This window comes from Streptomyces sp. Je 1-4 4N24 (assembly GCF_026239515.1).
Taxonomy (GTDB): Bacteria; Actinomycetota; Actinomycetes; order Streptomycetales; family Streptomycetaceae; genus Streptomyces; species Streptomyces nigrescens.
Genome location: NZ_CP110836.1, coordinates 2,886,216 through 2,912,466, shown reverse-complemented (window position 1 = coordinate 2,912,466; position 26,251 = coordinate 2,886,216). Strand labels below are relative to the sequence as shown.

At 71.9% G+C, this 26,251-nt stretch carries 24 protein-coding genes; 9 read left to right on the top strand and 15 right to left on the bottom strand.

Translation table 11 applies throughout. From position 1 onward, the window contains the following. Window positions 1–36: 36 nt before the first annotated feature. Window positions 37–699 carry an endonuclease NucS gene (gene nucS / locus SLV14N_RS12250; RefSeq protein WP_127153048.1) on the bottom strand — a complete coding sequence of 221 codons (663 nt, stop codon included), beginning with the start codon at window positions 697–699 and terminating at the stop codon, window positions 37–39. A gap of 249 nt (window positions 700–948) precedes the next feature. Between nucS and SLV14N_RS12245 the strand changes: the two genes are divergently transcribed. Then, a complete protein-coding gene (locus tag SLV14N_RS12245; RefSeq protein ID WP_018087370.1) occupies window positions 949–1,341 on the top strand; it encodes an SCO5389 family protein in 393 nt (130 codons plus the stop codon). A gap of 189 nt (window positions 1,342–1,530) precedes the next feature. On the opposite strand, the gene SLV14N_RS12240 is transcribed toward SLV14N_RS12245, so the two are convergent. Next, window positions 1,531–2,574 (bottom strand): LLM class flavin-dependent oxidoreductase, encoded by a 1,044-nt coding sequence (locus tag SLV14N_RS12240; RefSeq protein WP_208680956.1) that lies wholly within the window; start codon window positions 2,572–2,574, stop codon window positions 1,531–1,533. Window positions 2,575–2,760: 186 nt separating this feature from the next. Here SLV14N_RS12240 and SLV14N_RS12235 point away from each other — a divergent pair, with 186 nt between their 5' ends. Beyond that, window positions 2,761–3,078 carry an ATP/GTP-binding protein gene (locus tag SLV14N_RS12235; protein WP_127153050.1) on the top strand — a complete coding sequence of 106 codons (318 nt, stop codon included), beginning with the start codon at window positions 2,761–2,763 and terminating at the stop codon, window positions 3,076–3,078. A gap of 17 nt (window positions 3,079–3,095) precedes the next feature. Here the strand turns inward: SLV14N_RS12235 and SLV14N_RS12230 are convergent, their stop codons facing one another. From SLV14N_RS12230 to mce, 7 genes are all read right to left on the bottom strand, one after another. Then, complete coding sequence (locus SLV14N_RS12230) at window positions 3,096–4,031, bottom strand: ABC transporter permease subunit (protein ID WP_208687834.1); 936 nt, start codon at window positions 4,029–4,031, stop codon at window positions 3,096–3,098. A gap of 494 nt (window positions 4,032–4,525) precedes the next feature. Then, on the bottom strand, window positions 4,526–5,773 hold the full coding sequence (locus SLV14N_RS12225) for an ABC transporter ATP-binding protein (RefSeq protein WP_208680955.1): 1,248 nt from the start codon (window positions 5,771–5,773) through the stop codon (window positions 4,526–4,528). 393 nt (window positions 5,774–6,166) lie between these two features. Beyond that, window positions 6,167–6,940, bottom strand: a complete 774-nt coding sequence (locus SLV14N_RS12220; RefSeq protein WP_208680954.1) for an ABC transporter permease subunit — start codon at window positions 6,938–6,940, stop codon at window positions 6,167–6,169. Between the two features lie 3 nt (window positions 6,941–6,943). Next, window positions 6,944–7,969 carry an ABC transporter ATP-binding protein gene (locus SLV14N_RS12215; protein ID WP_208680953.1) on the bottom strand — a complete coding sequence of 342 codons (1,026 nt, stop codon included), beginning with the start codon at window positions 7,967–7,969 and terminating at the stop codon, window positions 6,944–6,946. A gap of 196 nt (window positions 7,970–8,165) precedes the next feature. Next, entirely contained in the window at window positions 8,166–9,104 is a 939-nt protein-coding gene (locus tag SLV14N_RS12210; RefSeq protein WP_018087363.1) for a cellulose-binding protein, read from the bottom strand. A gap of 113 nt (window positions 9,105–9,217) precedes the next feature. Next, a complete protein-coding gene (gene scy, locus SLV14N_RS12205) occupies window positions 9,218–13,468 on the bottom strand; it encodes a polarized growth protein Scy (protein WP_269470882.1) in 4,251 nt (1,416 codons plus the stop codon). A 208-nt stretch (window positions 13,469–13,676) separates the two neighbouring features. Further along, window positions 13,677–14,117, bottom strand: a complete 441-nt coding sequence (gene mce / locus SLV14N_RS12200) for a methylmalonyl-CoA epimerase (RefSeq protein ID WP_018087361.1) — start codon at window positions 14,115–14,117, stop codon at window positions 13,677–13,679. 173 nt (window positions 14,118–14,290) lie between these two features. On the opposite strand from mce, the gene SLV14N_RS12195 reads away from it, so the two are divergent. Both SLV14N_RS12195 and meaB read left to right on the top strand, forming a co-directional pair. Beyond that, the gene (locus tag SLV14N_RS12195; RefSeq protein WP_263273114.1) at window positions 14,291–15,466 is read left to right on the top strand and encodes an acetyl-CoA C-acetyltransferase; all 1,176 of its coding nucleotides are present in this window, start codon (window positions 14,291–14,293) and stop codon (window positions 15,464–15,466) included. A 72-nt stretch (window positions 15,467–15,538) separates the two neighbouring features. Beyond that, on the top strand, window positions 15,539–16,498 hold the full coding sequence (meaB, locus tag SLV14N_RS12190) for a methylmalonyl Co-A mutase-associated GTPase MeaB (protein WP_208680951.1): 960 nt from the start codon (window positions 15,539–15,541) through the stop codon (window positions 16,496–16,498). A gap of 756 nt (window positions 16,499–17,254) precedes the next feature. On the opposite strand, the gene SLV14N_RS12185 is transcribed toward meaB, so the two are convergent. Continuing rightward, window positions 17,255–17,953: a PepSY domain-containing protein gene (locus SLV14N_RS12185; protein WP_263269321.1), complete on the bottom strand. Its 699-nt coding sequence runs from the start codon at window positions 17,951–17,953 to the stop codon at window positions 17,255–17,257. A 108-nt stretch (window positions 17,954–18,061) separates the two neighbouring features. On the opposite strand from SLV14N_RS12185, the gene SLV14N_RS12180 reads away from it, so the two are divergent. Both SLV14N_RS12180 and SLV14N_RS12175 read left to right on the top strand, forming a co-directional pair. Further along, window positions 18,062–18,778, top strand: a complete 717-nt coding sequence (locus SLV14N_RS12180; RefSeq protein WP_208680949.1) for a response regulator transcription factor — start codon at window positions 18,062–18,064, stop codon at window positions 18,776–18,778. Between the two features lie 4 nt (window positions 18,779–18,782). Beyond that, on the top strand, window positions 18,783–20,189 hold the full coding sequence (locus SLV14N_RS12175) for a HAMP domain-containing sensor histidine kinase (RefSeq protein WP_263273112.1): 1,407 nt from the start codon (window positions 18,783–18,785) through the stop codon (window positions 20,187–20,189). 57 nt (window positions 20,190–20,246) lie between these two features. On the opposite strand, the gene SLV14N_RS12170 is transcribed toward SLV14N_RS12175, so the two are convergent. From SLV14N_RS12170 to SLV14N_RS12155, 4 genes are all read right to left on the bottom strand, one after another. Continuing rightward, a complete protein-coding gene (locus tag SLV14N_RS12170) occupies window positions 20,247–20,723 on the bottom strand; it encodes a MarR family winged helix-turn-helix transcriptional regulator (RefSeq protein WP_208680948.1) in 477 nt (158 codons plus the stop codon). 118 nt (window positions 20,724–20,841) lie between these two features. Continuing rightward, on the bottom strand, window positions 20,842–21,615 hold the full coding sequence (locus tag SLV14N_RS12165; protein ID WP_263269319.1) for an AIM24 family protein: 774 nt from the start codon (window positions 21,613–21,615) through the stop codon (window positions 20,842–20,844). Next, window positions 21,612–22,262, bottom strand: a complete 651-nt coding sequence (locus SLV14N_RS12160) for an AIM24 family protein (protein WP_208680946.1) — start codon at window positions 22,260–22,262, stop codon at window positions 21,612–21,614. Before SLV14N_RS12160 ends, SLV14N_RS12165 begins: the two co-directional genes overlap by 4 nt. Continuing rightward, on the bottom strand, window positions 22,262–22,900 hold the full coding sequence (locus SLV14N_RS12155; RefSeq protein WP_208680945.1) for an AIM24 family protein: 639 nt from the start codon (window positions 22,898–22,900) through the stop codon (window positions 22,262–22,264). The genes SLV14N_RS12160 and SLV14N_RS12155 overlap by 1 nt, the downstream gene beginning before the upstream one ends. 201 nt (window positions 22,901–23,101) lie before the next feature. On the opposite strand from SLV14N_RS12155, the gene SLV14N_RS12150 reads away from it, so the two are divergent. Continuing rightward, window positions 23,102–23,452 (top strand): DUF3817 domain-containing protein, encoded by a 351-nt coding sequence (locus SLV14N_RS12150; RefSeq protein WP_127153060.1) that lies wholly within the window; start codon window positions 23,102–23,104, stop codon window positions 23,450–23,452. Next, window positions 23,449–23,760: an MTH1187 family thiamine-binding protein gene (locus SLV14N_RS12145; protein ID WP_263269317.1), complete on the top strand. Its 312-nt coding sequence runs from the start codon at window positions 23,449–23,451 to the stop codon at window positions 23,758–23,760. The genes SLV14N_RS12150 and SLV14N_RS12145 overlap by 4 nt, the downstream gene beginning before the upstream one ends. A 36-nt stretch (window positions 23,761–23,796) precedes the next feature. Here SLV14N_RS12145 and SLV14N_RS12140 read toward each other — a convergent pair whose 3' ends face one another. Beyond that, window positions 23,797–24,783, bottom strand: coding sequence for a DUF5937 family protein (locus tag SLV14N_RS12140; protein WP_208680943.1), 987 nt, complete (start codon window positions 24,781–24,783; stop codon window positions 23,797–23,799). Window positions 24,784–24,865: 82 nt separating this feature from the next. Between SLV14N_RS12140 and SLV14N_RS12135 the strand changes: the two genes are divergently transcribed. Next, entirely contained in the window at window positions 24,866–26,236 is a 1,371-nt protein-coding gene (locus SLV14N_RS12135) for an MFS transporter (RefSeq protein WP_263269316.1), read from the top strand. Window positions 26,237–26,251: the final 15 nt, after the last annotated feature.

The following is a 26,251-nucleotide window of genomic DNA, read 5'->3' as shown; positions in this document are numbered from 1 at the left end:
CCGTTGCGCTGTGCCGCCCCTGAAGGGCGGGCGGGGTCAGAACAGGCGGAGCTTGTCGTCCTCGATGCCGCGCAGGGCGTCGTAGTCCAGCACGACGCAGCCGATACCGCGGTCGGTGGCCAGTACCCGCGCCTGCGGCTTGATCTCCTGAGCCGCGAAGATACCCTTCACCGGAGCCAAGTGCGGGTCGCGGTTGAGGAGTTCGAGGTAGCGGGTGAGCTGCTCGACACCGTCGATCTCACCACGTCGCTTGATCTCGACGGCGACGGTCTGGCTATCGGCGTCCCGGCACAAGATATCCACCGGGCCAATGGCAGTGGGGTATTCACGCCGAATCAGGGAGTATCCCTCCCCAAGGGTTTCGATCCGGTCCGCGAGCAGCTCCTGGAGGTGGGCCTCCACACCGTCCTTGATGAGGCCCGGGTCGACGCCGAGCTCGTGCGAGGAGTCGTGCATGACCTCCTCCAGGGTGATGATGAGCTTCTCGCCGCCCTTGTTCTCGACCGTCCACACATCACCGTCGCCCTCCTTGAGAGTGCAGGGCGGCGACATCCAGTTGAGGGGTTTGTAGGCCCGGTCGTCCGCGTGAATGGAGACGGAGCCGTCCGCCTTCACCAGGATGAGGCGAGGGGCGGAAGGGAGGTGGGCGGTGAGCCGGCCCGCGTAGTCCACGGAGCAGCGGGCGATGACGAGACGCATGGGGCGTCACGCTACTCGACCAGGGGCCACCTACGCGATTCGCCCTGGATCACGGTGCCTTTACGGGGGAAATCCCCGCACCCCCGGCGTTCGCCAATGGCCGGTTGTATGTGCAATCTCCTGGTGCGGGCCTCTTGCGCGGCATACCGTTGAAGCGGGGGGTTGTGAGGCGAACACGCTCCGTCGCAAAGCCCCTTGTCCCGTCCCTAGGCCCCGTCCGTCCCGGCGGGGCCGCGAGAGGAGAACCTCATGTCGCTCGACGTCTCACCGGCCCTCCTCGAACAGGCCGAGCGAGGCGAGGTCGACGAAGCCGCATTTGTCGACTGCGTCCGGACCTCCCTGCCCTTCGCATGGGGGATGATCAGCTCTCTGGTGGCCCAGCTGAAGGTGGACGGCGGAGAGTTCGCCGACAATCAGACGCCGCCGCCGGACGAGCAGGCGCGCGGCCAGCTGCTGCGCGCGCTGGCGAGTGACGCCATCCGTGGTTCGCTCGAGCGCCACTTCGGTGTGCGGCTCGCTTTTCAGAACTGCCACCGGGTCGCGGTCTTCCCGCTCGACCCGGCGGTGGACGACCGTCTGGCCCGCTTCACGTCCATCCGCGGTCAGCTGCTGAACCAGTCGCCCGAACTCCGCGACTGCTGAACGGAGTTGCTGCCGCTGCCCGCACACGGTTGTGATACGCACCGTGCCGGTGCGCCAGCGGCAGCACCACCCACAGCACGCCGACCTCCGAGTACGGCGCCACCGCACCACCGCACGACAGGCCCACCGCACGACAGGCACGGTCAACCCGTCCCCGGCGGCCGCATGCGGCCGCCGTACCCGGACCGGTCACCCCAGCTGGGGCAGGACCTCCGTGCCCAGTCGGCGTACGTTCTCCTCCGTCGCCGCGAGGTCGCCGGAGCCCTCGACGAGCAGCGCGAACCGTGTGATGCCCGTACGCTCCGAGGTCGCCGCCAGCCGGTCGGCGCACAGCTGCGGCGGGCCGACGGGATGCAGCCCGCACAGCAGCTCCGTATAGGCCAGCGGATCACGCATCGCGCGATAGCGGCCGTCGACCGTCACATGCGCCCCCAGGCCCTGCTGCAGCCAGCCGGGCATCGCCTTCACGAGGGTCTCCGCCGCCGTCTCGCGGTCGTCGGCGATCTGCACCACGCCCGCCGAGACGTGCGCGGCCGCGGCCACCTCGTCGCCGTCCCGGCCGGCCTCCAGGGCAGCCGACCGCCACAGCGCGACCATCTCAGCCTTCTCCTCGTCGCCGCAGTGCATCCCCAGCAGCATCGGGAGTCCGCGCTCCGCGGCCGTCCGGACCGACGCGGCGGAGGTGCAGGCCACCACCACCGGCGGGCCCGGCGGGCCGGACCCGTCCGGATCGGTCAGTGCCTCGGCCGGCCGGGGCACCACCGCCACCTCCCGGAACGCATAGCGCTCGCCCTGGGCGCCGACCCGGGGCTCCCGCAGCCAGCGCATCAGCAGATCGAGTGACTCCGGGAAGCCGTGGTCGTACGCATCGAGCCCGGAGCCGAAGACCTCCAGATCGACCCAGGGTCCGCCCCGGCCGACGCCGAGCGTGAACCGGCCGTCGGAGGTGAGGTGCAGCAACGCCGCCTGCTCACCGAGCGCTACCGGATGCTGGGTCGGTAGTACGCTCACCGCCGTCCCGACACCGATCCGGCGGGTCCGCCCCAGCAGCAGCGCGGCCAGCGTCACCGCATTCGGGCAGACGCCGTACGGTACGAAGTGGTGTTCCGCGAGCCAGACATCGTCGAGTCCGGCTTCCTCCGCGACCTCCGCGGAGCGCACCGCGCGGTGCAGTGCTTCCCCCTGTCCCTGACCGGGGAATTGAGCGGCCAGGATGAAAGCCCCAACGCGCATCGCTCTCTGCCTCCTCGCAGCCGACGCGACTCCCCCTTATAGGCAACAACGTGTGACACGTGCCAAGGGCACGGCCTGACGTTAAATTTCCCGATGATCGCAGAAACCTGCCGAGGGGCGTCCGCCCGTGACCGCGCCGCGTACGCTGGTGACAGCCCGTGACCCCGTAACTCTCCGAGGTGCTCTGTGTCCCCGCGTCGAAACCGCCAGCACGGCGGCGCGAAGCCCGTCGACCGCATGGGCGGTGACCGCTACGGCCTGGAACGTACCGAGGAGTGGCGCGGCGAGGAGTGGGTCGTCCGGCTGGTCGGCGGCGGCGGTGCGGCCAAGCACTACCGCTGCCCCGGCTGCGACCAGGAGATCCCGCCCGGGGTGCCGCATGTCGTCGCCTGGCCGCAGCACGGCGATGTCGATGACCGCCGGCACTGGCACAAGGCGTGCTGGAACGCACGGGACCGCCGGAGCGCGCGGCTCCAGCGGTCCCGGAATGCGCCCCGCTACTGAGAGCCGGGGGCGCGGCGTCAGACGTCGCGCTGCATGAGGGCGGCGTAGGCGCCACCCAGCGCCACCGCGGTCACACCGGCGAGGATCCACAGGGGAGTCCAGCCGGTCGGGCCGGTGCTCAGGAACGGGATGTCGTACAGCGTCGCGAGCGCGCTGGGCACCGAGTACTCGATCAGCGCCTGCTGGATGTCCTTGAGGCTCTCGCCCTGCAGGAACAGCGCCAGCAGCATCGGCAGCAGCACCACGCCCATCATCGTGCTGATGGCGCCCGCCGAGTGCCGCAGCAGCGTGCCGACGGACAGCGCCAGCAGACCGAGTAGCGCGACATACAGACCGGCGCCGACGGTGGCGCGCAGCCACTGGTCACCGGTCGGCGCGGGGCCGTTGAGCAACGCGCTGTCGAGCAGGGCGACCAGGGTGGTCGCGACCGTCGTGATCACCAGGGCGAGCGTGAAGAAGACGATCGCCTTCGCGGTCAGCATCCGCACCCGGCTGGGGCAGGCGGTCAGTGTCGTACGGACCATGCCGGTGCCGTACTCGGACGAGATCGACAGCACACCCAGGGTGATCACGCACAGGCTGCCGAGCAGGACGCCGACGAAGCCGAGGCCGAGCAGCGGGTCCAGCTCGCGCTCCGAGCCCGCCGCGAGAGCGGCCAGCAGGCCGATGCCGACGATCAGCAGCAGCATCACGCCCAGCGTCCAGATCGTCGAGGGCACCGAGCGGATCTTCGTCCACTCGGAGAGCAGCGCATGGCCGAGGTGGGTGGGGCGCACCGGGATGGGCGACACATAGCCGCCCGCCCCGGCGTAGGCCTGCTGGGGGTGCGGCTGGGCCGGCGGCTGCTGGTGCTGCGGCTGCTGGGCCTGGGGCTGGGCCGGTGCCGGCGCCTGGGCCGGCGCCTGGGCCGGTGCCTGGCCGTGAGCCTGGGCCGGTGCCTGGGCCTGGAGCATCATCGTGCCCGCTTCCTTGCCCGGACCGTGCGCCGAGAGCGGCTGCGGCTCGGGGTACTGCTGGGCCTGGAGCATCATCGTCCCGGCTTCCCTGGCCGGGGCGGGCTGTGCGGGGGCCTGCCCCGGCGCCGGCGCGGGTGCCTGCCCGCCCTGAGCCGGGTCCGGCGCCTGGGGCGCCTGACCCTGAGCGGGCGGCCGGCCCTGGGCCTGGGCCTGGGCCTGCAGCATCATCGTGCCGGCTTCCTTGCCGGGCGCGGGCTGCCCGGGCGCGGACTGGGCCTGAAGCATCATCGTCCCGGCCTCCTTGGCGGGCGCGGGCTGCTCCGGTGCCGGCTGCTGACCGGGCTGCTGCTGGGCGGGCGGCGTCTGCGGCGGCATGCCCTGCGGCGCGGCGGGCGGCATCGGCGGCGCGGCCGGCGCCGGCTGCTCCTGTGCGCCGGTGTCGTGGGGGCCGGGCTCAGGCTGCGGCTGGGGCTGCGGCTGCTGAGGGCTGGTCATCGGGCGTCCTCGTGGTGCGGCGTGGGCTGGGCGGCGGGGGCGGCGGGAGCCGCGGGCGGCATCGGCGCGGCGGGCTGTTGCCCGTACGGGTGAGGCGCACCGTACGGCTCGGGTCCCCCGTACGGGTGGCCTTGCGCGGGCGGCGGATAGCCCTGTGCCTGCTGGGCGTACGGATTCGGCTGCCCCTGACCGGGAACACCGGCCGGCACCTGGCCGGGAAGACCCGGCTGACCACCCGGGTACCCCGGGCCGCCCGCAAACCCCTGTGGTGCGCCACCCTGCGGTGCGTACCCGGCGGCGGCCTCCTGGAGACCGGCCCGCGCGTCCGCCGTCGAGCGGTAGTCCACGGCGCCCTGCGTCATCTGCATGTACGCCTCTTCCAGGGAGGCCTGGTGCGGCGACAGCTCCCACAGCCGGACGTCGGCCTGATGCGCGAGCTCGCTGATGCGGGCGAGCGGCAGCCCGGTCACCCGCAGCGCACCGTCCGGCTCGGGCGTGGTCTGCCCGCCGGCCTCCCCGATCGCGGCGGTCAGCTTCTCGCGCTGCTCCGGCTCGGTGTCCGGGGTACGGACCCGGGCGAAATCGGCGGAGTTGGCCGAGATGAAGTCCTTCACGGACATATCCGCCAGCAGCTGACCCCGGCCGATCACGATCAAGTGCTCGGCGGTCAGCGCCATTTCGCTCATCAGATGCGAGGAGACAAAGACCGTACGGCCCTCGCTCGCCAGCTGCTTCATCAGATTGCGGACCCACAGGATGCCTTCGGGGTCGAGTCCGTTGACCGGCTCGTCGAAGAGCAGCACCTGGGGGTCGCCGAGCAGCGCCGCGGCGATACCGAGCCGCTGGCCCATCCCGAGCGAGAAGCCCTTGCTGCGCCGCCCCGCGACCTCTTGCAGACCGACCACACCGAGCACCTCGTCGACCCGGCGGGCCGGGATGCCGGACACCTGGGCGAGCGAGAGCAGATGCTGACGCGCGCTGCGCCCGCCGTGCACGGCCTTGGCGTCGAGCAGTGCGCCCACCTGGCGGGGAGCGTTGGGGAGGCTGCGGAAGGGGCGGCCGGCGATGGTGGCACGCCCCGAGGTCGGTGCGTCCAGGCCCAGGATCATGCGCATCGTCGTGGACTTGCCGGAGCCGTTGGGCCCCAGGAAGCCGGTCACCGTGCCCGGCCGTACCTGGAACGACAGGTTGTACACGGCCGTCTTGGCGCCGTAGCGCTTCGTCAGGCCGACTGCCTCGATCATTCTCCGCCCCTCGCAAGATGGTCGGGGCAGAGGCGCCCTCGTACCCCCGTGAGGGTTAGGAGGCTATCCGGACATTGACGGTTCCCGTCAATCGCCACAGGTGACGCCCCCCTCACCCGCCATCTCAACCACCCCACCCACGGAAAGCGACGGACCGGAGCGGCCGGTTACACGACGGCATACGAGGACCCCCACCTACCGTCACTTTTCCCCCAACGGGAGGGGACGGGCCGGAGGGGCCTGGTGTGTGGACGTAAAGCGAAGCAGTCCACACACCAGGCCCCGGAGGCCCGTCACCGCACCCGACAACCACCCAGCCCGCCGCAGGCGCAACGGCGACAAACCCCCACGGCGGGAAAGCCGAAAACGCGGGAAGACCCGCCAAGCGCAGCGCTACGCGTCGCGCTTCTTCAACAACACGAACCCGCAGACCAGCGCGACCACCGTCCAGGCGATCATGATGCCGAGCCCGCCCCACGGGCCGTACGGCACCTCGTCGTTGGCCCGTGGGATCACCTGCATGATTTTCGAGCCTGCCTGGTCCGGCAGATAGCGGCCGATTTTCCGGGTCGCCGAGACATTTCCCAGAATGTTCGAGATCAGGAAGAAGAACGGCATCAGGATGCCCAGCGAGAGCATCGGGCTGCGCAGCATCGTGGCCACGGCCATGGAGAACAGCGCGATCAGCGTCATATAGAGCCCGCCGCCGATCACCGCGCGCAGCACGCCCGGATCGCCGAGGTGCGCCCGGAGGTCACCGAGCACCGCCTGCCCGGCGAAGAACGTCACGAAGCTGGTGACGAGACCGACGACGAAGACCAGCGCGGTGGCCACCAGCAGCTTGCAGAACAGAAAGGTGCCGCGCTGCGGTACGGCGGCCAGCGAGGCGCGGATCATGCCGGTGCTGTACTCGTTCGAGACCACCAGCACGCCGAAGACGATCATCGCCAGCTGGCCCAGGCCCATCCCGGCGAAGCTGATGTTGGTGGCGTCGAACGCCAGCCGGTCCCGGGCCGGCATCGAGCTGAAGTCGCTGGTGGCCAGGGTGCAGATCAGCACGCCCAGCCCGATGGTGACCACCACGGCGATGCCCAGCGTCCACACCGTGGACCGCACCGACCTGATCTTGGTCCACTCCGACCGAATGACCTGCCCCAGCGCCGCCATCCGTCAGCTCCTCTTCTTCTGCCAGTCCGCGCCCCAGCCGGTCGGCTGCGGCTTGCCCGGCCGTGCCCCGGCCGGCTGTGGTTCTCCCGCGGGCCGTGCGCCGGTCCGGTCCGGCACCGGTTCGCCGTCGTGCGCGTGATACTCCACCGACTCGGCCGTCAGCTGCATGAACGCGTCCTCCAGGGAGGCCTGCTGAGGGCTGAGCTCATGCAGTACCAGCTGATGCCGGGCGGCCAGTTCGCCCAGCCGGTCGGCGGGCACCCCGTCGATCTCCAGCGACCCGTTGCCGACGGCCACCGCGTCGATGCCCTCGTCGTGCAGCAGATCCAGCAGCTTCTCCTGCTGCGGGGACCGCATCCGGACGTACGAGCGCGAGTTCTGGTGGATGAAGTCCTTCATCGAGGTGTCGGCCATCAGCCGGCCCTGCCCGATCACGATCAGATGCTCCGCGGTCAGCGCCATCTCGCTCATCAGATGCGAGGAGACGAAGACCGTCCGGCCCTGGCCGGCGAGGTTCTTCATCAGATTGCGGATCCAGTGGATGCCTTCGGGGTCGAGCCCGTTGACCGGCTCGTCGAAGAGCAGCACCTGGGGGTCGCCGAGCAGCGCCGCGGCGATACCGAGCCGCTGGCTCATACCGAGCGAGAAGCCCTTCGAGCGCTTCTTGGCGACCGCGCTCAGCCCGACGGTGTCCAGCACCTCGGCGACCCGCCTGCGGGGAATCCCGTTGCTCTGCGCCAGACACAGCAGATGGTTGGCGGCGCTCCGGCCGCCGTGCACCGCCTTCGCCTCCAGCAGCGCCCCGATATAGGTGAGCGGATCCTTCAGCTGCCGGTAGTGCTTGCCGTCGATCCGGACCGTCCCCGACGTCGGGTTGTCCAGGTCGAGCATCATCCGCATGGTCGTCGACTTGCCCGCGCCGTTCGGGCCGAGGAAGCCGGTGACGATACCGGGCCGCACCGCGAACGTGAGGTGGTCCACGGCGACCTTGTCGCCGTAATGCTTGGTCAGCCCCTCGAGCTCGATCATGTACAGCACGCTAGGCGCGCCCGGGGGCCCCTGCCACCGGGGCGGGGCCGCCCGGCTGACCCCCCGTACGCACCGCGCCCCCGCAACGCCTCAGGGGCGGTACGGGGGCGCGCAGGGCTGCTCTGAAAGCCTGCCCGGGGGCAGCTCCCGGCGTTGGCTGGGGGTGGGGGTACCTCCCAGCGATAGCTGGGGGAGGTCAGCGGCTCTGCTGGGCGGGGACGCCGCGGGAGACGGTCTCGTCCTCGCCGGGGGCACCGGCCGCGGCCACCGCCGCACCGGTCAGCGTCGCCAGCATCTCGCGGACGTTGGTCAGCTGCGCGTTGATCGAGTCGCGGCGGTTCGTCAGCGCCGCGAGCTCGCGCTCGGATTCGCTGCGGATCCGGTCCGCCTTGGCGTTCGCGTCCGCCACGATGTCCTCGGCCTGGCGCTGCGCGGTCTCCACCGTCTGGCGGGCCCGGCGCTCCGCGTCCGTACGCAGCTTCTCGGCCTCCAGGCGGAGCTGCTCGGCACGGTGCTCGATCTCCGCGAGCCGCTTCTCGGCCTTGGCCTGACGCGAGGCCAGGTCGCGCTCGGACTGCTCACGGCGCTTGGCGAGGTTGGTCTCGAAGTCGGCGGCCGCCTGCGCGGCCTTGGCGCGGGTCTCCTCGAAGAGGGAGTCCGCCTCCTCGCGCTTGGACTGTGCGTCCTTCTGCGCCTCGGCGCGCAGCGTGGACGCCTCGCCCTTGGCCTTCTCGACGATCCGGGCGCCCTCGTCCTCCGCCTTCGCCTTGCGCTCGGCGGCGAACGACTCGGCGTCGTTACGGACCTGCTGGGCGGCCGACTCGGCCAGCTCCCGGTGCTGCTCGGCGGCCCGCCGGGCCTCCTCGCGCAGATCCTTCGCCTCCTCTTCGGCGAGCCGGAGGATCTTCTCCACGCGTGCACCGAGGCCCGCGTAGGACGGTTCGGCGTCATTGACCTGCGCCTGGGCGTTCTGCGTTTCGAGGTGCAGCTCCTCGATCCGCTTTTCCAGCGACGTGATGCGGGCCAGCGCGCTGTCGCGGTCGGCGACGAGCTTCGTAATGCGGTCGTCCACCTGACCGCGGTCGTACCCACGCCGCACGAGCTCGAAGCCGAAGGGGGAGGAAGTGTCGCTCATGGGGTTCCTGTCGAAGAGACCGGTGAGGTGATAAGGAGAATCCTAGGGGTCACAACGGCGTGTCATCGAGTCATTGCCCGTTTGATCTGGAGAATGACCCCTCATTTGAGTGGCTACCCCTCAGACTGCTTGCCACTCGAACGAGTTGCGCCCGCTCCCGCGGCCGCCTTCACACCAGCGCCCTTGCCTTCCCCGCCCCCGCCGGGTGCCTCGAACGATTCCAGGGCCTCCAGAACGTCCTGAACGCGGGAGATTTCGGCGTTGATGTCCTCCCGGCGGCGCACCAGCACCTCCAGCTCCCGCTTGCCCTCGTCCACGATCCGGGTGGCCTCCGCCTCGGCCTCGGTGCGCATCCGCTCCGCGTCGCGCACCGCCGCGGCCTTCTTGTTCTCGGCCTCCTTGATCAGGCCCTCGGCCTTCTTCACCGCCGAGATCCGGACCTTGCTCGCCTCGCTGTTCGCGTCCGCCACCATCCGGTCGGCCTTCTCCTCGGCCTCCACCTGCTGGGCGGTGGCCTGCGCGATGAGCTTGTCGACCCGCTCGCCGGCGTTCTTCATCGTCTCCGCCGACTCCCGGCGGGCCCGCTCGTGCAGCTCCTCGACCTCGGACTCGATCCGCTGCCGCAGCTCCTCGGCGCGGTCCCGGATGCCGGTGGCGTCGCGGCGGGCCTCCTCCAGGAGCGTGTTCGCGTCCGTACGGGCCTTCTCCACCCGGGCATTGCCGTCGGTGGTGGCCTCCGAGACCAGCCGCTCGGCCTCCTTGCGGGCCACCCCGACCATCGTGTCGGCCTGCTCCTCGGCGGCGGTGGCCGCCTTCAGCGCCTCCTCCTGGGCCTTGGCGACGAGCTGGTCCGCCTGCTCGGCCGCGTCCCCGCGGCGCTTGGCGGCCTCCTTGCGCGCCTCGTCGAGCAGCCGGTCCGCCTCCTGCTGGGCCTCGGTCCGGGTCTGCTCGGCCGCCGCCTCGGCGTCCTCCCTGAGCTTCGCGGAGTCGTTGCGGGTGCGGTTGGCGTGCTCCTGCGCGGCGGTGACCGTCTCGGCCGCCTCCGTCCGCAGCCGGTCCGCCTCCGCGGTGGCCGTCGCGAGCATCCGGTCGGCCTGCTCCCGGGCATCGGCCCGGGTGCGGTCCGCGTCCCGCTCGGCGTCCGCGGTCGTCTCCGCCGCCTTCGTGCGCAGCCGCTCGGCCTCCGTCGCGGCCTCCGACATCAGCTCGTCGGCCTGCTCCGCGGCGTCCGAGCGCGTCTTGTTGGCCGCCTTGCGCGCCTCGTCGCCGGTGCGGTCCGCGTCCCTGCGGGCCTCCTCCAGCGCCTCGGCCGCCTCGGCCCGCAGCCGCTCCGCCGTCTCGGTCGCCTCCGCCACCAGGCGCTGCGCCTGCTGCTCGCCGTCGGCCCGCAGCCGCTCGGCGGCCTGCTGGGCCTCCTGGACCGTACGGTCCGCGTCGTCCTGCGCCGAAGACGTCAGCTCGGTGGCCTCGGTGACAATCCGTTCGGCCTCCGCACGCGCCTCGGTGATCAGCCGGTCCGCCTGCTCCGCGGCGTCCGAGCGCATCCGGTTCGCGTCGTCCCGCGCCTCCGCACGGGCCCGCGCCGCGTCCTGCTCGCCGGCCGCCAGCGCGTCCGAGGCATCGGTACGCAGCTGCTGTGCCTTCGCCGTGGCGTCCGCCACCAGCTTCTCGGCCTGTGCGGTCGCCTCCGCCATCAGCCGGTCGGCCTGCTCGGCGGCCTCGGTCCGCGCCGCGTCGGCCTCCCGGCGGGCCTCGTCCACCACCCCGGCCGCCTCGGCGCGCAGCCCTTCGGCCTCCTCGATGGCCTCGGAAACCGCCCGCTCGGCAAGGGACTTCGCGGCCTCCGTCGCCTCCTGCGCCTCCGCACGGGCCCGCGCAGCGTCCTCCGAGGCGCGCTCCCGCTCCTCGTAGGCGTCCCTGCGGATCCGGTCCGCCTCGTCCTGCGCCTCGGCCGTGGTGCGCTCCGCGGCGTGCTCGGCGGCCGAACGCAGCCCGGCGATCTCCTCACCGGCCTGCTCGTGCAGCCCCGCGACCGAGTCCCGCACCTGCTGCGCGGTCTGCTCGGCCGCCGCCACCAGCTCGCCCGCCCGCCGGTCCGCGTCCTCGACCAGCCGCTGGGCCTCCTCCTGCGCCTCGCCCACCCGCGTACGGGCCGACGCCAGCAGCTCCTCGCTCTGCTCGCGCGCCGCGGTGCGCTCCTGGTGGGCCTCCTCGCGGGCCTCGCCCAGCTGCTGTTCGGCCTCCCGGCGCCGCCGCGCGGCCTCCTCCTGGGCAGCGGCCAGCGCCTGTGCCGCCTCCGCACCCGTGCGCTCGGCGGCCGTGGCCGCCTCGGCCCGGACCCGGTCCGCGGTCTCCTGTGCCTCCGCCTTCAGCCGCTCCGCCTCGGCCGACGCCTCGGTGCGCAGCCGTACGGCCACCGCCTCGGCCTCGGAACGCGCCGACGACGCATCCTCGGCGGCCTCCGTACGCAGCCGCTCGGCCTCCTCCTCGGCCTGCTGCTGCAGCGTCCGGCGCCGCTCCGCCGACTCCGCCTTGAGGCGGGCCGCCTCCTCCTGCGTTTCCCGGCGCAGCCGCTCGGCCTCCGCGCGGGCGTCGCGCAGCGACCGCTCGGCGGCGGTGACCTTCTCCTCGGCCTCGCTGTGCAGCCGGTCCAGCTCGGCCTGCGCCTCGGCGCGCCGCTCCTCGGCGGCCTGCTCGGCCTCCGCGCGCAGCCGTGCGGCGGACTCCTCCGCCTCGGTGGTCACCATCTCCGCGGCCTGGGCGCCCTCGGTGAGCAGCTCCTCGGCCTCCGAACGGGACCGCTCCAGCGCCTCCTCGGCCTGCCGGCGCAGTGCCGAGGCACGCTCGATGGCCTCCGTCCGCACCCGCTCGCTCTCCGCGACGGCACCCGAACGGGTCTCCTCGGCGTCCGACTTGGCCTTCGCCAGCAGCTCCTCGGCGGTCCCGGCCGCCTCCTCGATCTGCTGGACCGCCTCCCGGCGGGCCTCGCCGCGGATCCGCTCGCCCTCGGCGACCGCGTCCGCGCGCAGCTGCTCCGCCTCGCCGCGCAGCCGCCGTGCCTCCTCCTGGAGTTCGACGGTCTTGGCGCGGTACTCCTTGGTGTCGTCCTTCGCGGCGCCCTTGAGCTGCGCCACGGTGTCGTGTGCCTCTTCGCGCAGCCGGTCCGCCTCGGACTCGGCCTCCTTGCGCAGCCGTTCGGCCTCCTCGGCGGCGGCCTTGGTGGTGGCCTTGGCGTCCTCCGACGCCTTGGTCAGCACCTCCTCGGCGGAGCGCGCGGCCTTCGCCAGCTGCGCCGCGGAGTCCTCCGCCGCCTTGGACCGGGCGGAGTCCTGCGCCTCGGCGACCAGCCGGTCGGCCTCCGCGCGGGCGTCCGACCGCAGTTGCTCGGCCTCGGCCTTGAGCGCCTCGGCCTCCTTGGTGGCCTCACCGACCAGCCGGGCGATCTCCGCCTTGGCCGTACGGGTGCGCTGCTCGTTGTCCGACTCGGCCGCCGTCAGCCGCTTGGTGGCGCTCTGCTGCGCCTCGTCGACCAGCTTCTCCGCCTCGGCGCGCGCCTCGCGCAGCGCCTTGTCCGCCTCCTGGACGCGGGCCTCGGCGGTGCGGGTCAGCTCCGCGGCCTGCCGGCGGGCCTCCTCCGACTCGGTGCCGACGCTGGTACGCAGCTGCTCGGCCTGGTCGGTGGCCTCCTGGGCCTGGCTGGAGGCGGCGTTCAGCAGCCGCTCGGCGTCCGTACGCGCCCGGCGCAGGATGCTTTCCGCTTCGGCGCGGGCCTCCTCGGCCTCGGTGCCGAGCCGCTCACGGGCGCGTTCGGCCAGCCGCTGTGCCTCGGCCCGCGCGGCCGCCAGCGCCTGCTCGGCCTCCCTGCGGGACTCCTCCATGAGCCGGCGGGCCTGCGACTCCGTACGGGCACGCAGCTGTTCGGCCCAGGCGACGTTCTCGTTGACATGCGATTCGACGGTCTGCCGGCGCTCGTTGAGCTCCTCGTCGAGCCGCTGCCGGCGGCTGACCGCCTCGGCGTGCAGCTCGGCCTCCAGCCGGGACTGCCGCTCGGCCTGCTCCTGCAGCAGCCGCTGGGTCTGTGCCCGTGCCTCGCGCAGCTCACGCTCGGCATCGGTACGCAGCTGGTCCGCCTGGATCTGCGCATTGCGCAGCAGCTGTTCGGCCTGATGACTGATGTTGTCGTAGGCAGGACGGGTCGCGAGGTTGCGGCGCGCCTCATGGAGCTTGGCGCGCAGCACCTCGACCTGATAGCCGAGGTCGTCGGCGTGCTGAACGGCCTTGTCCCGCTCGGTCTTCAGCCGCTCCATCTCGGCCTCGAACTGCGAGAGGTGGTCGTCAGCCTCGTAGCGGTCGTTGCCCCGCACTGCGCGGTCCCATCCGTCCCCTGGTCATGGTGGCGGCCGTCTCCGGTCCTGCGGTGCTCGTCCCGTACACGTCACGTCGTACCGGACTCGCGCCCATCGGAGCTGACCCTTCCGAAGAAATGGTGTCAGATCATCGGCAGGGTATGGACCGAGCCCCACTCCCTTACCCCGGCCGAAGCTGCACTCTACCGGCCGGGGAAGGTGAAGGTCAGTGGTCCGCCGAGCCGGCGGGCGCCGCGGTGACGAGTTCGGTGAGCACTCCGTGACAATCCTTGGGGTGCAGGAAGGTGATCCGGGACCCCATCGAACCCGTCCTGGGCTCGTCGTAAAGGACCCGGACGCCCTTGCCGCGGATGGCCTCGGAGTCACCGTCCACATCCGCGGTACCGAAGGCGATGTGGTGCACCCCCTCGCCGTTCTTGGCAAGCCACTTGCCCACCGCGGAGTCCTCGCGGGTGGGCTCCAGAAGCTGCAAATACGAGGCGCCGCCGTCCGACGTCTCATTGATCTTGAGCATGGCCTCCCGGACCCCTTGCTCCTCGTTGACCTCGGTGTGGAACACCTCGAAGCCATACGTGGCACGGTAGAACTCGACAGTCTTGTCGAGGTCGAAACAGGCGATCCCGATGTGGTCGATTCGCGTCAGCATGGCTCCAGTGCACCGCCCACACGGCTGGTTACGCAACGTGCGCGCGATCACACCCGCTTGCCGGTGACCCGGCGGGTACCGCTCAGTACATTGACGGGAACCCTCGTTAACTTCCCTGCAAAGGAAGGCCGCACCGCATGTCTGCAACGAACGGCACGAACGGCAGCACCTCAGTGATCGTGGCGGGAGCGCGCACCCCCATGGGCCGGCTCCTGGGATCCCTGCGGACCTTCTCCGGCGCCGACCTGGGCGCCGTCGCCATCAAGGCGGCACTCGACCGGGCGGGCATCGGCGGCGACCAGGTGCAGTACGTGATCATGGGCCAGGTGCTCCAGGCCGGGGCCGGGCAGATCCCGGCACGCCAGGCCGCCGTCAAGGCCGGGATCCCCATGAACGTCCCCGCGCTGACCGTCAACAAGGTCTGTCTCTCCGGCCTCGACGCCATCGCGCTGGCCGACCAGCTCATCCGCGCCGGCGAGTTCGACGTCATCGTCGCCGGCGGCCAGGAGTCCATGACCAACGCCCCGCACCTGCTCCCGAAGTCCCGTGAGGGCTTCAAGTACGGCGCGGTCGAGATGCTCGACGCGATGGCGCACGACGGCCTCACGGACGCCTACGAAGGCATCGCCATGGGCGAGTCGACCGAGAAGCACAACACCCGTTTGGGCATCGCCCGACCGGAGCAGGACGAGATCGCCGCGCGCTCCCACCAGCGGGCCGCCGCCGCCCAGAAGAACGGGCTCTTCGAGGCCGAGATCACCCCCGTGGAGATCCCGCAGCGCAAGGGCGAGCCGGTCGTCTTCAGCCAGGACGAGGGCATCCGCGGCGAGACCACCGCGGAGTCGCTCGGCAAGCTCCGCCCGGCCTTCGCCAAGGACGGCACGATCACCGCCGGCACCTCCTCGCAGATCTCCGACGGCGCCGCCGCGGTCGTCGTCATGAGCAAGGCCAAGGCCCAGGAGCTCGGCCTGGAATGGATCGCGGAGATCGGTGCGCACGGCAATGTCGCGGGCCCGGACAACTCGCTCCAGTCCCAGCCCTCCAACGCCATCAACCACGCCCTGAAGAAGGACAGCCTCGCCGTCGACGATCTTGACCTGATCGAGATCAACGAGGCGTTCGCGGCCGTCGCCGTGCAGTCGATGAAGGACCTGGGGGTGTCCCCGGAAAAGGTGAATGTCAATGGAGGCGCCATTGCGCTGGGTCACCCGATCGGGATGTCCGGCGCCCGGATCGTGCTGCATCTCGCGCTGGAGCTGCGCCGACGGGGCGGTGGCGTGGGTGCCGCCGCGCTGTGTGGTGGCGGCGGCCAGGGCGACGCGCTGATCATTCGCGTACCGGGTAAGTAAGCGGGAGCTCGTACGCCGGTGCGTACGAGCGGGCCGAATCGCGTACGAGCGAGCCGAAGGAGCCGAGCGGCGATGGTGGACGTCCCCCAGCTGGTGGAACAGGCACGGCAGGGTCGGCCGAGGGCCGTGGCGCGGCTGATCTCCCTCGTGGAGGGGGCGTCACCGGAGCTGCGCGAGGTGATGGCGGCCCTGGCGCCGCTCACCGGCAACGCCTATGTGGTCGGGCTGACCGGCTCGCCCGGCGTGGGCAAGTCCACCACCACCTCCGCGCTGGTGACGGCGTATCGCAAGACGGGCAAACGGGTCGGCGTGCTCGCCGTCGACCCGTCCTCCCCGTTCTCCGGCGGCGCGCTGCTCGGCGACCGGGTCCGGATGAGCGAACACGCCTCCGACCCCGGCGTCTACATCCGCTCCATGGCCACCCGCGGCCATCTGGGCGGCCTGGCCTGGGCCGCACCACAGGCGATCCGTGTCCTGGACGCGGCGGGCTGCGACGTGGTCCTCGTCGAGACGGTCGGCGTCGGACAGTCCGAGGTGGAGATCGCCTCCCAGGCCGATACGAGCGTGGTGCTGCTCGCGCCCGGCATGGGCGACGGCATCCAGGCGGCCAAGGCCGGAATCCTGGAGATCGGCGACGTCTACGTCGTCAACAAGGCGGACCGGGACGGGGCCGATGCCACCGCCCGCGAGCTCAACCACATGCTGGGGCTCGGCGAATCCCGTGCGCCGGGTGACTGGCGGCCGCCGATCGTCAAGACCGTCGCGGCGCGTGGCGAGGGTGTCGACGAGGTCGTCGAGGCGCTGGAGAAGCACCGGGCCTGGATGGAGGAGCGCGGCGTCCTCGCCCAGCGGCGCCGCTCCCGCGCGGCCCACGAGGTCGAGACGATCGCGGTCACGGCGCTCCGCGAGCGGATCGGCGACCTTCGCGGCGATCGCCGCCTCGACGCGCTGGCCGAGCGCATCGTCTCCGGCGAGACGGATCCCTACCGGGCGGCCGACGAACTCGTCGACGGGCTGACGAACGGGGACTGAGGCGGGGCTGCCGGAGGTGGCGTTGCTTGTCTGCGGGTGCGGGTGCGGGTGCGGGTGCGGGTGCGGGTGTGGCTGGGCGCGCCGTTCCCCGCGCCCCTTCGTGGCGCGGCCGATCCGTCACGTGCTTCGGGGGCTGTGCGGGTTGGTGGGGGCTGGGGTGTTGCGGCGCTTGTGGTTGCCGCGGGGGTCGGAGGGGACGCACCGGGACCCGTCCTCGGCGCGGGCGACGCGGGTCCATGGGATTGATTGCCCCGGCGTTCGCTCCGGTCCTGCGGGCGGGCCCCGGTACATCCCCTCCAACCGTTCAGCGTTGCCGACTGCGGCCCGGTGACACCGTCCGTCACCGACCACATGCCAGCCGCGCCCAACGATCTGGCGGCCCGACCAGGTCCCTGCCAAGGGGGGCGCATGGGTTGGTGACGGTGATCGGTACGGCGGGAGAGCCGCGCACGTACGGCGGTCGGAGGGGATGTCCGGTGAGCCGCCCGCAGGACCGGAGCGAACGACGGGGCTCCCAACCTCCGGGACCAGGGCCGCCCGCGCCGAGGACGGATTACCGGGCGTCCCCTCCGACCCCACCACCCACCAAGCGACAGCGCACCGGCCCCAGCCCACGGCAACCCGCACCGGCGCCAGCCAACGGCAACCCTCACCGGCCCCCAGCCCACGGCAACCCGCAGAAGCCAGCCCACGGCAACCTCCGCCCCACGCCACAGCCAAAGGCCCCGCCCACGGTGAGGTGGGTGGAGTGGCGGGTCAGTCGTCCGCGCCGTCGTTGTCGTCGTCGTCCGCGTCATGTGCCGGAGCGGTGCTCAGATTGCCCGACTGCGGGTCGACCAGCAGCTTGTGCTCCTTGCCGGCCTTCGTGACCGTCTCGACCTCCCAGACCGGCTTGGCCCGGTCGTCGTCCAGTTCAAGGGAGGTCACGGTGCCGTGCGAGGCCGCGGCGGTACGGGCGGCGGCCCCGGCGTCGGTTCGGGCGTTCCGGAGGGCGGCGCGTTCGCGGGCGTCGTCGTCCTCGTCGTCGACGTGCTGGTTCAGCACCCGCGCGGTGCCGGCGTCGAGGGTGACCTCGTGCCACTTGCCGTCCTTGCCCAGTACGTCCGCGTCCCAGACCAGGCCGGGACGGTCCGCGTCCAGGTCGAGGCCGGCCACGGTGCCGGGGACGGCCTTGAGGGCGGCGGCCGCGGCGTCCGACGCGGTCACCTTGGCGGCGCGGGCCTCGCGGATGTCCTCCTGGCCGTTGGCGTCGTCGTCCTGCATGTGGATGCCGGAGCGGCCGTCCTGTACCTGGGCGGTGCCGGAGCCCGCGTCATGGGCGGCCGACTGAGCCGTGACCGGGGCGCCGGACCGGGCGCTGCCGGAGCCGCCGTTGCTGACCGCGACGGCGGTGACCGTGCCGCCGGCGACGAGGGTGGCCGCGGCGGCGGTGGCGATGATCAGTTGGCGCTTCATGGTGTCTCCCCTTGCGATCGGCTGTGGCCACACACTGGCCGAACGAAGCTGAAGGGGACCTGAAGGTGCCTGAAGGGCGCTTCAGGAAGGGGATGGCATGGTGAGCGCATGCACCCGCACGTCACGCAGCACCGCCCGCCCGGATCCGCCGCGCACCATCCCTACCGTCTCCTGATCGTGGAGGACGAGAAGCGGCTGGCCCTGTCACTGGCCAAGGGGCTGATGGCCGAGGGGTACGCGGTCGATGTGGTGCATGACGGTCTGGCGGGGCTCCATCAGGCGAGTGAGGAGAGCTACGACCTGGTCGTGCTCGACATCATGCTGCCGGGCATGAACGGCTACCGCGTGTGCGGGGCGCTGCGTGCGGCTGGCCATGAGGTGCCGATCCTGATGCTGACCGCCAAGGACGGTGAGTACGACGAGGCCGAGGGACTGGACACCGGCGCCGACGACTATCTGACCAAGCCGTTCTCGTATGTGGTGCTGGTGGCGCGGGTGAAGGCGCTGCTGCGGCGGCGCGGCCGGACCGCGCCGCCGGTGCTGCAGGTGGGGTCGCTGGCCATCGACCAGGGGGCGCGTCGGGTCGAGCGGGACGGCGTCGAAGTGACGCTGACGACGAAGGAGTTCGCCGTGCTGGAGCAGCTGGCGGTGCGGGCGGGCGAGGTGGTCTCCAAGTCGGAGATCCTGGAGCACGTCTGGGACTTCGCCTACGAGGGCGATGTCAACATCATCGAGGTGTACGTGAGCGCACTGCGGCGCAAGCTCGGCGCCGGCCACATCGTGACGGTGCGCGGCGCGGGATACCGGCTGGTGGCCGGTGGGTAGCGTGCTGGGCTCGGTACGGGCCAGGGCGGCGGCCGGGGCGACCGTGGTGGTGGCCCTGGCGCTGATCGCGGCGGGTACGGCGGTGCTGCTGGTGCTGCAAGACAATCTGCAGGGCCAGGCCGGTCTGCAGGCGCAGGTCGCGGCGCGCGCGGTGGCCGAGCAGATCGCGACGGGCAAGCCGTACGGCGAGCTGGATCTGCCGGACGGGGACGACCGCCCGGTGGTGGTCGCCGCCGAGGACGGGCGGGTGCTGGCCGTCGGTGAGGACGTGCGGGCCGTCGACGGGAAGCGTGTGGCGAAGTCGCCGCAGGGCGCGGGGAGCGTCGCGCCGTCGGGGGATGACGAGGACGGCGAGGACGAGGACGAGCGGGGGCTCAAGCCGGGTGAGGTCGACGACGAGGTCGTGTACCGGGACGGGACCGCGGACGTCGACGGGACGGTGGCCGACTACCGGTTCGCGGTGATCGACGCCAAGGACACCCGCGGTGAGCAGGCGACGGTGCGCGCGGGGTCGGCGCTGGAGCCGCAGCGGGACGCCGTCGGGTCGGTGCGGGACGCCATGCTGGTCGGGCTGCCGCTGCTGCTCGTGGTGGTGGCGGGGGTGACCTGGCTGGTGACCCGGCGGGCGCTGCGGCCGGTGGAGGGCATTCGCGGGGAGATGGCCGCGATCACGGCGAGTACGGATCTGAGCCGGCGGGTGCCGGTGCCGTCGTCGAAGGACGAGATCGGCCGGCTGGCGCGGACGACCAACGAGACGCTGGCGGCGCTGGAGTCGTCCGTGGAGCGGCAGCGGCGGTTCGTCGCGGACGCCTCGCACGAGCTGCGCAGTCCGATCGCGAGTCTGCGGACGCAGCTGGAAGTGGGGGTGGCGCACCCGGAGTTGCTGGATGTGCCGGGCGCGGTGGAGGACACCGTGCGGCTGCAGCGGCTGGCGGCGGATCTGCTGCTGCTGGCCCGGCTGGACGCGGGGGAGCGGCCGGCCGAGGCACGGGTCGATCTGGCGGCGATGGTGCGCGAGGAGAGCTCGCAGCGGGTCGCGGACCGGATCCCGGTGCGGGCCGGGGAGCTGGCGAGCGCGGAAGTGGCCGGATCCCGCGGCCAGTTGGGGCGGGTGCTGGGGAACCTGCTGGACAACGCGCAGCGGCATGCCGTCTCGTCGGTGCGGGTGGCCGTGGTGCGTGAGGGGGAGTGGGCGGTGCTGCGGGTCGAGGACGACGGGCCCGGGGTGCCGGAGAGCGAGCGGGAGCGGATCTTCGAGCGGTTCGTCCGGCTCGACGACGCACGGGCACGGGACGACGGCGGGGCCGGGCTGGGGCTGGCCATCGCGCGCGATGTCGCGGTGCGGCACGGCGGTTCGCTGGCCGTGCGCACGGGATCGGTGTTCGAACTGCGGCTGCCGGTGGCCGGCTGAGCCGGTGGCGGCCCGGCGACGGGGCCTCGGCCCGGTCAGCGGGCCGAGGCCGGCCGGTCAGAGGCCGCCGCGCTCCTTGCGGAGGTGCTCGGCCACCGGGGTGAGCGAGGTCCGCAGTGTCTGGAGGTCCTCGGAGGTGAAGAGGTCGATGAAGTGCTTGCGGACCGAGGCGACATGGTGCGGGGCGACCCGGCGCATGGTGTCCCAGCCTTCGTCCGTGAGGACGGCGTAGAGGCCACGGCGGTCCGACTCGCAACTCTCGCGGCGCACCAGGCCGGCGTTCTCCATCCGGGTGATCTGGTGGGAGAGACGGCTCTTGGACTGCAGGGTGCTGGTTGCCAGGTCGCTCATCCGGAGGCGTCGGTCCTCGGCCTCGGAGAGGTTGACCAGGATCTCGTAGTCGTTGTTCGTCAGGCCGAACGGTTGCAGATCGCGCTCGAGTTGGTGCATCAGCAACCTGCTGACATCGAGGTGGGTGCGCCAGGCACACTGCTCCTGGTCGGTCAGCCAGGGGGTGTCGCTGTCGGTCGTCATGGAGTGAATTCTACCCGTAAAAGTTGAAAAGTGAATTAATCATGCCGGGGGCGGCGCCTCGTCCGGCGGGGGCCGGTTGTTGGTCAGACGTTCGAGGTCACCGTCCGCAGAGTACCGCTCACAGCCCGAAGCGGCGCTGGAGGCTCCCGAGGTTGCCGGGGAGCTGGGGCAGTTGTGAGCCACTTTGCGGAACGTGTCCTCCGCCGCCCGGAACACCCGCTTCGGTGGGTACCGCGCCGGTCTCCAGCTCCGGCATCAACTGCTCCGTCGACTGCAGCAGGACCGTCCCGGCGCCGACGAACTCGAACTGGTGCTCCTCTCCGGACGCTCCGCCGATCCCGGTGTGCGCCCGCAGTCCGCCCAGGAATCCCTGCAGGTACTGGTGGTCGTAGTGGTGGCACGGAGAGGGGCAGTCCGCCCAGCCGACGAGCGCCTGCGGGTCCACCCGGATCGGCGGCTCCATGAAGACCACCGGGCCGTTGGACGCGGCCACGAACTTGCCCGTGCCGATGAGGGTGAGAAAGCCCGGGATGATCGACTGCTTCAGCGACAGAGATGGCTGAAATGCGAGCAAGTTGCCTGAGCGAATCGTCAGATTGCCGTCCTCCAGATCGAAGGAGTTCACATCGAAGGCACGGTCCGCGAGCAGCATCTTTCCGCGGCCCTCGGCAACGACCCAGTCCGCGGCGTGCAGTGGCGAATGAAAACTTCCGGCGATCAGGCGGTCCAGACGGCCGTGTCCGATGCCGTGGAAGTCGATCCGCCCGTAGTAGGCGATCATCTTCCCCTTCTGCAGGAACCACTGGCCGTCCAGCTCGACGCTGAAGGCGTACGCATGGACGTTGTCGTCGGCGGGGAGCGAATGGACGTCGTGGACGACGGGACCGGTCACAGCTTTTCCTCCGACGCCTGTACGTAGACGGTGCCCTGGCCCGACAGCTCCAGCTGGAAGGCCTCGCCCGAGCCGCGGCCGACCATGTCGCGCCAGCCGAGCGCCGTGGACAGTTTGTTGCGGACGTCGCCGCGGTGGGCGACATAGGCCTGCGGGTCGACATGGACCGGGCGCTGCGGCGTGATCGGCAGCTCGATCACCCCGCCGTGCGCCATTACCGCGGCCGAGCCGACGCCCTTGAGAGTCGTGGTGAACAGGCCCTGGCCGGTGACCTGGCCGCGCACCATGCCCATCACCCCGCCCTGCGAGCCCATGAACATCGTGCCCTGCTGGAGTGCGCCGTCGAAGGCCAGCAGGCGGTCGGCCTCGACATAGAGCGTCTCGCCCGTGAGGTCGACGACATGGACGTGATGGCCGCCGTGGCCGAACATCACGGTGCCGGTGCCTTCGACGGTCATCAGGGGCGTGGCCTCGCCGGCGATCCGGCGGCCGATCATCGAGCCGACGCCGCCCTGGCCGCCCTGGATGTTCGGGGTGAAGGAGACCTCGCCGCGGTAGGCGAGCATCGCGCCGCGCTGGCTGAACATCCGCTGGCCCGGACCGATCCTGGCCTCCACCATGCGGGAGTTGAGCAGGGTGAACGGCATCAGACCTCACCGCCCACGGTGTTGCGCTCGCTGGGCTGCACGTAGACCAGGCCCTCGCCCTCGAAGCGGATCTGGAAGGCCTCGCCGGAGCCCTCGCCGATGAAGGTGCGGAAATTCACCCCGGACTGGAGGTGCTGCTTGAGGTCGCCGGTGTGGGCGACATAGGCGCCCGGGTCGACCTGGAGGGGGTACTGCTTGGTGACCCGCAGCACCACCGCGGGGCCGTGGGAGGTGATCGCCGCCTGGCCGCTGCCCTCGACGGTGGTGGTGAACAGGCCGTTGCCCTGGGAGGCGCCGCGCAGTCCGGTGAAGGTCGTGCCCGTACGGAGCGCGGCGTCCGTGCACAGCAGATTGCCGGCCTCCACGAACAGCTTCTCGCCCTGCAGCCGCACCAGGTTGATCTCGCTCGCGCGATCGGCGAAGTAGCAGGTGCCGTTGCCCTTCACCTCCATCACGGTCATCTGCTCACCCGTGAGCCGACGGGTGACCATGCCGCGCAGGCCCTCGCCGCCGCCGGACATCTTCTTGAATGCCATCTGGCCGTCGTACGCGACCATCGCACCGTTCTTCGCCTTGACGGCGTCGCCCGTCATGTCGACGGCGAGCACCTTGCTCCCCTGGAGCCGAAACTGAGCCACGGGTCAGACGGTAGTCGGCCGGGGCCGCGCGGGGCAGGTCCTTTGTCCCTGACATTGCCCGGAATCTCCTCCCGGCCGCCGGTCGGTGGCCCTTTGCCGCCCCCGGCGCGTTGATCGCAGGGGCGGCTTGTCACAATGGGGCGAAGCTTGTGAACCCTTGCACAAGCAGTGCTCCTCGCCCGCCACCCGAACGAGGTTCCCGTGGACATCAAGACCGCCGCCGCCCTGCACCGACTGCGCCTGGCCTCCATCCCGGAGGCGATCTCCTTCCCGGCGCTGCTGATCTTCGGCACCGGTTTCCGCCTGGCTTTCGACTACGACTCCCTGGTGATGCCGCTCGGCATGATCCACGGTCTGCTCTTCATCACCTATGTGGTGCTGCTGCTGGACGTGTGGAACCGCACCAAGTGGCCCTTCAAGCGCGTCGCCTTCTTCTTCGTGCTGGCCGTCCTGCCGTTCGGCGGCCTCTTCGGGGACCGGATCCTCAAGCGCGAGGAGGAGGCCGGCGTGATCGCGGCCCGGGCGCGCAAGGAAGGGGTCGTCAGCGCATGATCGTCGCCTTCTCGGTGAGCCCGCTGGGCGTCGGCGAGGACGTCGGTGAGTATGTCGCCGACGCGGTCCGGGTCGTCCGCGAGTCCGGGCTGCCGAACCGTACGGACGCCATGTTCACCTCCATCGAAGGTGAATGGGACGAGGTCATGGACGTCGTCAAGCGCGCGGTCGCGGCGGTCGAGGCCCGCTCGGGGCGGGTCTCGCTGGTGCTGAAGGCGGACATCCGGCCGGGCGTCACCGACGGACTGACCTCGAAGGTCGAGACCGTGGAGCGGTATCTCACCGAGGGCGGCACCTCCCGGACCTGACGGTCCCGGACCTCCGCCGGACGCCCCGTCGGGGCGTCAGCCGCCCGCCGCCAGGGTGATCCCCAGGGGGGTGCGCTCGTACAGCACCTGATGTCCGTGCCGGCGCGAGGCCAGCAGACCGGCGTCGCGCAGCACGGACAGATGCCCCGAGACGGAGGACGGCGCCAGGCCGAGGCGATGGGCCAGGGCCGTCGTGGTCGACGGCGCGTCGAGCGCGGCCAGCACGGCCGCGCGGTTCGCCCCCAGCAGCCGCGCCAGCGCCGGACCCGTCTCCGGCTCGGTCCACAGCCCGCCGATCCCGCGCGCCGGGTAGATCACGGTGGGCTGCCACGGCGGGTCGAAACCGCTGACCACGTCCGGCCACACGAAGGCGCTGGGCAGCAGCAGCACCCCGCGGCCGTCCAGATCCTGCATCTGGGCGAAGTCGGTACGGGTGCGGACCGTCAAGGTGTCACCCGACCAGGACAGCCGCGGATGCAGATCGGCGAACAGCCGCTGGAGTCCGCCGCCCGCCAACTGCCGTGACCGGTAGGCGATCTCGGCCTCCAGCAGCGCCCGCAGCCGCGGCCAGTCCGGGGCGAGCAGCGTCCGCCAGGCCCGTTCGGTGACATCGGCCAGCTCCTGGACCGCCCGCGCCGGATCGGCCAGTGCCGCCCGGCCGGGCGGCGACTGTGCGGCCGCCGGCCGGCCCGCCAGCGACTTGGCCATCTCCGCGCGGGCCAGGGCCGGGTCGGTGGCGCGCAGCCGCGCCAGCTCCTCGTCGAAACCGGCCATCGGGGTGTCCGGCGGGCGGCCCAGGAAGTCCGGTGTGTAGCCCGGGGCCGGCGACGGCATGAAGAGCCACAGCGGTGTCAGGTCCAGCCCGGCCACGGTCTCGCGCATCCGGCGCAGCCACGGCGTGTGATAGCCGTGCCGGTCGGCGCGGCGCAGGGTCCGTACGGCCTCATGGGTCTCGCACAGCGGGGAGACCGCGAACCGGATGCGGAGCAGGTCATCGGCGCCGAAATGCAGGTTCACCGGCACGGCCGCACGCTCCCCCCGGACACAGGATTCGGCTGTAGCCGAAAGACTACGGGGCGGCACCGGGGACCGGCAGTCTGCGGACATGTCCTCGCCTCCCGGGCCCGCGCCCTCGGGCCGCCTCCCCGCCCGCCCCGGTACGGGCGCCGCCGACGCCGGACCACAGGGTGGGCCGGCCCGCCCGGACGGCTATCGCGCCGTCTTCGCGGTCCCCGAGTTCCGTTTCGTCTTCGTGGCGCATCTGCTGTCGTCGCTCGGTGTGGTCGTCTGCGAGATCGCGCTGTCCGTCCTCGTCTTCCGGCTCACCGCCTCGCCGCTGCTGAGCGCCCTGACGTTTGCGCTGGGGCTGCTGCCGTACGTCGTCGGCGGCACGCTGCTGTCGGCGGTCGCCGACCGGTATCCGGCCCGGCGGGTGCTGGTCGGCTGCGATGTGCTGTGTGCGCTGGCGGCGGCGGGGATGGTGGTGCCGGGCACCCCGGTCGCGGTGCTGCTGGTGCTGCGCTGTGTGCTCGCGGCCATCGCGCCGGTCTTCGCCGGGACCCGGGCCGCGACGCTGGGGGAGATCCTCGGCGAGGGGGAGCTGTTCGTCCTGGGGCGCTCGGTGATCCGCATCGTGAACCAGAGCGCGCAGCTGGCCGGGTTCGCCGCGGGGGGCCTGCTGCTCGCCGTGGTGTCGCCGGGGGCGGTGCTCGCGCTCACCGCCGGTACGTTCCTCGGGTCGGCGCTGCTGCTGCGGCTGGGGACCCTGGCGCGGCCGGCGCGGGACGGGGCACGGGGTGCGGAGCGCGGGGCGCTGCTGGCGGCCTCGCTGGGCGGGATCCGGCGGCTGCTGGCCGACCGCCGGGTGCGGGCGCTGCTGTTGCTGACGTGGCTGCCGCCGGCGTTCGTCGTGATCCCCGAGGCGCTGCTGGTCGCCTACGCCGGTCTGCTCGGCATCGGGCCGGCCGGCACGGGGCTGCTGATGTGCGCGATGCCCGTCGGCGCGGTGGTGGCCGAGAGCCTGGTGGGCACGTTCCTCGGGCCGCGGGCCCGCGCCCGGCTGACCTTCCCCATGGGCGTCTTCGCGGTGCTGCCCTCGCTGGGCTTCGCCGCGCAGCCCTCGCTCGGCTGGGCGGTGCTGCTGCTGGTGCTGACCGGCACCGGGATCTCGTACAACTTCGGGGTCGACCGCTGGTTCGTCGCTGCGGTCCCCGACGAGCTGCTGGGCCAGGCGATGACGGTGATGCAGGCCGGGCGGATGACGGTGATGGGGCTGGCGATGGGGCTGGCCGGGGTCGGCGCGGAGTACGCACCCCTGCGGGTCGTGATGCCGGCCGCGGGGGTGCTGGGGGCGGTCGGTGTGCTGGCGGTGATCTTCGAGGTGCGGCGGACGGCGCGGGGCCCGGTGGGGGCGGACCGGGCGTGCGCCGGAGCGGTGCGCGGAACGGACGGGCCGGTTCCGGAGACCGGAAAATGAGACGCGGCTGACCAC

What these genes read in the sequence shown, in the direction of transcription:
- nucS (WP_127153048.1), bottom strand. Translation starts at nt 699, where the DNA reads ATGCGTCTCGTCATCGCCCGCTGCTCCGTGGACTACGCGGGCCGGCTC.
- SLV14N_RS12245 (WP_018087370.1), top strand. Translation starts at nt 949, where the DNA reads ATGTCGCTCGACGTCTCACCGGCCCTCCTCGAACAGGCCGAGCGAGGC.
- SLV14N_RS12240 (WP_208680956.1), bottom strand. Translation starts at nt 2,574, where the DNA reads ATGCGCGTTGGGGCTTTCATCCTGGCCGCTCAATTCCCCGGTCAGGGA.
- SLV14N_RS12230 (WP_208687834.1), bottom strand. Translation starts at nt 4,031, where the DNA reads ATGCTCCAGGCCCAGGCACCGGCCCAGGCTCACGGCCAGGCACCGGCC.
- SLV14N_RS12225 (WP_208680955.1), bottom strand. Translation starts at nt 5,773, where the DNA reads ATGATCGAGGCAGTCGGCCTGACGAAGCGCTACGGCGCCAAGACGGCC.
- SLV14N_RS12220 (WP_208680954.1), bottom strand. Translation starts at nt 6,940, where the DNA reads ATGGCGGCGCTGGGGCAGGTCATTCGGTCGGAGTGGACCAAGATCAGG.
- SLV14N_RS12215 (WP_208680953.1), bottom strand. Translation starts at nt 7,969, where the DNA reads ATGATCGAGCTCGAGGGGCTGACCAAGCATTACGGCGACAAGGTCGCC.
- SLV14N_RS12210 (WP_018087363.1), bottom strand. Translation starts at nt 9,104, where the DNA reads ATGAGCGACACTTCCTCCCCCTTCGGCTTCGAGCTCGTGCGGCGTGGG.
- mce (WP_018087361.1), bottom strand. Translation starts at nt 14,117, where the DNA reads ATGCTGACGCGAATCGACCACATCGGGATCGCCTGTTTCGACCTCGAC.
- meaB (WP_208680951.1), top strand. Translation starts at nt 15,539, where the DNA reads ATGGTGGACGTCCCCCAGCTGGTGGAACAGGCACGGCAGGGTCGGCCG.
- SLV14N_RS12185 (WP_263269321.1), bottom strand. Translation starts at nt 17,953, where the DNA reads ATGAAGCGCCAACTGATCATCGCCACCGCCGCCGCGGCCACCCTCGTC.
- SLV14N_RS12180 (WP_208680949.1), top strand. Translation starts at nt 18,062, where the DNA reads ATGCACCCGCACGTCACGCAGCACCGCCCGCCCGGATCCGCCGCGCAC.
- SLV14N_RS12170 (WP_208680948.1), bottom strand. Translation starts at nt 20,723, where the DNA reads ATGACGACCGACAGCGACACCCCCTGGCTGACCGACCAGGAGCAGTGT.
- SLV14N_RS12160 (WP_208680946.1), bottom strand. Translation starts at nt 22,262, where the DNA reads ATGCCGTTCACCCTGCTCAACTCCCGCATGGTGGAGGCCAGGATCGGT.
- SLV14N_RS12145 (WP_263269317.1), top strand. Translation starts at nt 23,449, where the DNA reads ATGATCGTCGCCTTCTCGGTGAGCCCGCTGGGCGTCGGCGAGGACGTC.
- SLV14N_RS12135 (WP_263269316.1), top strand. Translation starts at nt 24,866, where the DNA reads ATGTCCTCGCCTCCCGGGCCCGCGCCCTCGGGCCGCCTCCCCGCCCGC.